Annotated in this window: 4 protein-coding genes; 3 read left to right on the forward strand and 1 reads right to left on the reverse strand. The window is 40.9% G+C overall.

Annotation, left to right across the window (positions count from 1 at the left end; translation table 11 throughout):
- Positions 1 to 193: hypothetical protein (locus RMY64_RS36570; RefSeq protein ID WP_322702675.1), on the forward strand; the 193-nt coding region annotated here is incomplete at its 5' end.
- Here the strand turns inward: RMY64_RS36570 and RMY64_RS36575 are convergent.
- Positions 190 to 1500 (reverse strand): efflux RND transporter periplasmic adaptor subunit, encoded by a 1311-nt coding sequence (locus RMY64_RS36575; protein ID WP_322702677.1) that lies wholly within the window; start codon positions 1498 to 1500, stop codon positions 190 to 192. The genes RMY64_RS36570 and RMY64_RS36575 overlap by 4 nt on opposite strands.
- 532 nt (positions 1501 to 2032) lie before the next feature.
- Between RMY64_RS36575 and psaK the strand changes: the two genes are divergently transcribed.
- Complete coding sequence (psaK, locus tag RMY64_RS36580) at positions 2033 to 2293, forward strand: photosystem I reaction center subunit PsaK (RefSeq protein WP_322675514.1); 261 nt, start codon at positions 2033 to 2035, stop codon at positions 2291 to 2293.
- A 118-nt stretch (positions 2294 to 2411) separates the two neighbouring features.
- Positions 2412 to 2663, forward strand: coding sequence for a hypothetical protein (locus RMY64_RS36585; protein WP_322675515.1), 252 nt, complete (start codon positions 2412 to 2414; stop codon positions 2661 to 2663).
- Positions 2664 to 3177: the final 514 nt, after the last annotated feature.

Below are 3177 nucleotides of genomic sequence, written 5' to 3' on the forward strand. Positions count from 1 at the left end.
ATCGCCTACATTTGTGATGACCCGTAGCCAAAAATGGATAAAGTCGAGCTTAGAGACTATTTTACAAGTTCTCCAACAAAGAGCGATCGCTATAGTAACGCTCTTGGGTAAAAATTGGTGGGAGACAAGATTGAGACTTCTCCCTTGCTCCTCGGTCACTGAGCGAAGTCGAAGTGCTACTCCCCTTAATTAAAATTCTGGAACGATCGCAACACCATCCCTAAGATTGAGCAACCCTGAAATAATAACTTTATCTTCTGGCTGTAATCCTTCAATAACTTGGTAATTATTACCTTTGATCTCGCCTAGCTTTACTCGCCTTTGCCGAGCTACTTGTTGGGATACACCTTGGGGAGATATCTCTGTTTCAACTACATAAACAAAAGTGTCCCCGCCTACACGAGTCATTGCTGTTGTGGGAATTAAAACTCCGGGGCGCTGATTCCAGAACACTCTAGTCCTGACCAATTGATCTGCACGTAGCTGACCATTAGTGTTGTCAAACAGTGCTTTAATCAGTATCGTTTGTGTTTCATTGCTGGCATTAGGTGCGATAAAAAATATTCTACTTCTACCAAGCTTTTGACCTTGTGTGTTCATCACCTCTACTGGCATACCCTTACGCAATTGGGGCCCTTGTTGTAGTGGTACAGAGATATTCACTTCTAAAGGCCGATTTTGGGTGATATTAACTAATGGTGTAGAAGTATTAACTAAATCACCAACTTTCACAGGGATGTTGCCAACTGTGCCACTAAAAGGAGCGGTAATTTTGTCAGACTGGGGCTGTTGTGTTTGAGGATTTACATTAGATTGCTGCAAAGATTTTTCAGCCTGCAAGATGGAGGCTCGTTGTGCTTGAATCCTGGAATCTATTGCATCCAGACTAGTCTTAGCATTGGCCAGACGATTAGCAAACTGATTGCTAGCCTGTCGAGACACGGCTCCTTGTTCAGCTAGGTTGACAAACTTATCGTAGTTCTGCTGGTACAATTGCAGATTCGCAACGTAGGATGGTCGTTCTGCTTCTAAAGATTTGAGTGTGGCGCGGGCATTTGCCAGTTGCATTAAAAATGCTTGAGGCACAGGATTATTCCTAGCGATCGCTGCCTGTGGTGTAGAATCTACTTGGAGAATTGGCGCTCCTTGGACAACTGGATCTCCAGATTTGACAAGTATCTGGGTAACTTGACCCTGAATTCTCGGCTGAAGCGTAACTGAGCGCAGGGATTTTAAACTAGCAATAAAATCTGAACTTTCCTCAATTATGCCGCTTTGTACTGTTGATATTTTGACTCTTACCCCTTGAGGTTGAACGTTAGCATTTGAAGGTGCTGAATTTTGTGGAGTGAGTAAACGCCAAACTATAGCTGCTCCGCCCCCTAATAATAAGAGTGCGGCTAAACTCAACCAAAGCCACCGCCGTTTTCCAGAAGGTGGCTCAAATGACGTTTCTGGAGCTTTTTCTCCCAAATCAGTTTGAGGCTCAGGGGATGTCATGGCTTTTGAGGAACTTAAGGAACAAATTAACTACAATTCAATCAAAATTTCATCTGTCGTTCTTGAAATTACTGATTTGGCATGAGGTTTTGCGGCAAATTATGTGTTATCCCATCCAAATATACAGTTTTGATGATTCTGTCTAAATCTACCGAAAGGTGAATCCGCTCCTGAAATTTCTGACTTCAACTGTATCCTTCAAAAAGTCGGGGATAATTTTATCGAAATCACTTTTATCTACAGCAGATTTCAAGTTCGGGAGGTACGCAAATTAAGTCTGTTACCCAGATATAAAGCGTATTTTACTGCTGAATTCAACTATAAGTATAAATCAATACTAACAGTTCGCTTGTTTCAGACATTGAAATTCAAACTAGCTAGCACAATCAGCTCGCTGCATTAAACTCATTTTGTATTAAGTAGTAAGAATAACTGTTAAATATTGATGCAAAATCGGGTAATTTCTTGAATTTGCTTCGGAAAGTTTCAGATTATGTTTTCAACCATTAATAAATTTCAGGAGCAAATCTAGGTGTTAACTTCAACCTTACTCGCTGCTGCAACTACACCTCTGCAATGGAGTCCTACAGTTGGACTGATTATGATTATTGCTAATATCATTGCCATTGCCTTTGGCAAATCTACCATCAAGTATCCCAACGCAGAACCAAAACTACCCTCAGCCAATTTCCTTGGTAATTTTGGTGTACCAGCGTTTTTAGCAAGTGCTGCCTTTGGCCATATCTTAGGTGTGGGCGCTATTTTAGGGTTGCATAACCTGGGAAGAATTTAGGTTCTTACTCAAGTTAGCCTTTATTTGATGATTCTTTTGTCTCCAGCTTTGAGCCAGAGAGTTCTAACTCTCTGGCTCTTTTTTATGAGACACTAAGTAGTATCAGTATCTCAACGGCATGACAGATATAACAGATTTATCAAAAAGAATTGCCAGCAAAGGCGATAATCCGCTAATTTTGCCACCTGTCAACTTGCAATCACAAGAAGACGTAGAACTTGAGCGAAAACTGCGAGAACTCAAGTTTAAACAAGAATTAAGAAAAGATTGGATTTTATTTATTGTCAGGGATGTAGTAATTTTTCCTGCCGCTATCCTTTTTATTTTTGCTGTCAGTGGTTATTCCCTATTTATGCAGATTCATAGGTGATATATCTGGCTAAAATTTTTAATCGACCGCAGAGGCGCAGAGTACACAGAGAAAAGAGAGATGATAAGTAGGTAAGTAGGTAAACATAATTAAATACAATAAAATAAACTCTTAGTTTGTAGTGAGTGATTTATCGCTCAGAGCAAGGATTATTAGGACTAAAGTCTTTACTAAGCTGTTCCACATTTAACTTGCATATATTGGGCGGGCGAGACGCCATTAGCGTCAAGTTAAGATGAAATCACTGGGGTCAACTAGTATAGCTAGGGACACTTCGGCAAGCTCCCTTCGACTACGCTCAGGGCGGCGCAGTGCATCGCTGGGGACTGGATGAAAAGTCTTTTTGTGTTTAGGTTTTATCCTCCTCAATTTAAAATTGAACAAAAATAATAAACGATCGCCCGAATTCAATCAACGATCGCCCGAATTCAATAAACGACCGCCCGAATTCAATAAACGACCGCCCGAATTCAACAAACGATCGCCCGAATTCAATAAACGACCGCCCGAATTC

It is taken from the genome of Nostoc sp. DedQUE08 (assembly GCF_034530895.1).
GTDB lineage: Bacteria > Cyanobacteriota > Cyanobacteriia > Cyanobacteriales > Nostocaceae > Nostoc.

Coding starts and splice junctions, on each gene's coding strand:
- RMY64_RS36575 (WP_322702677.1), bottom strand. CDS start 1,500: ATGACATCCCCTGAGCCTCAAACTGATTTGGGAGAAAAAGCTCCAGAA.
- RMY64_RS36585 (WP_322675515.1), top strand. CDS start 2,412: ATGACAGATATAACAGATTTATCAAAAAGAATTGCCAGCAAAGGCGAT.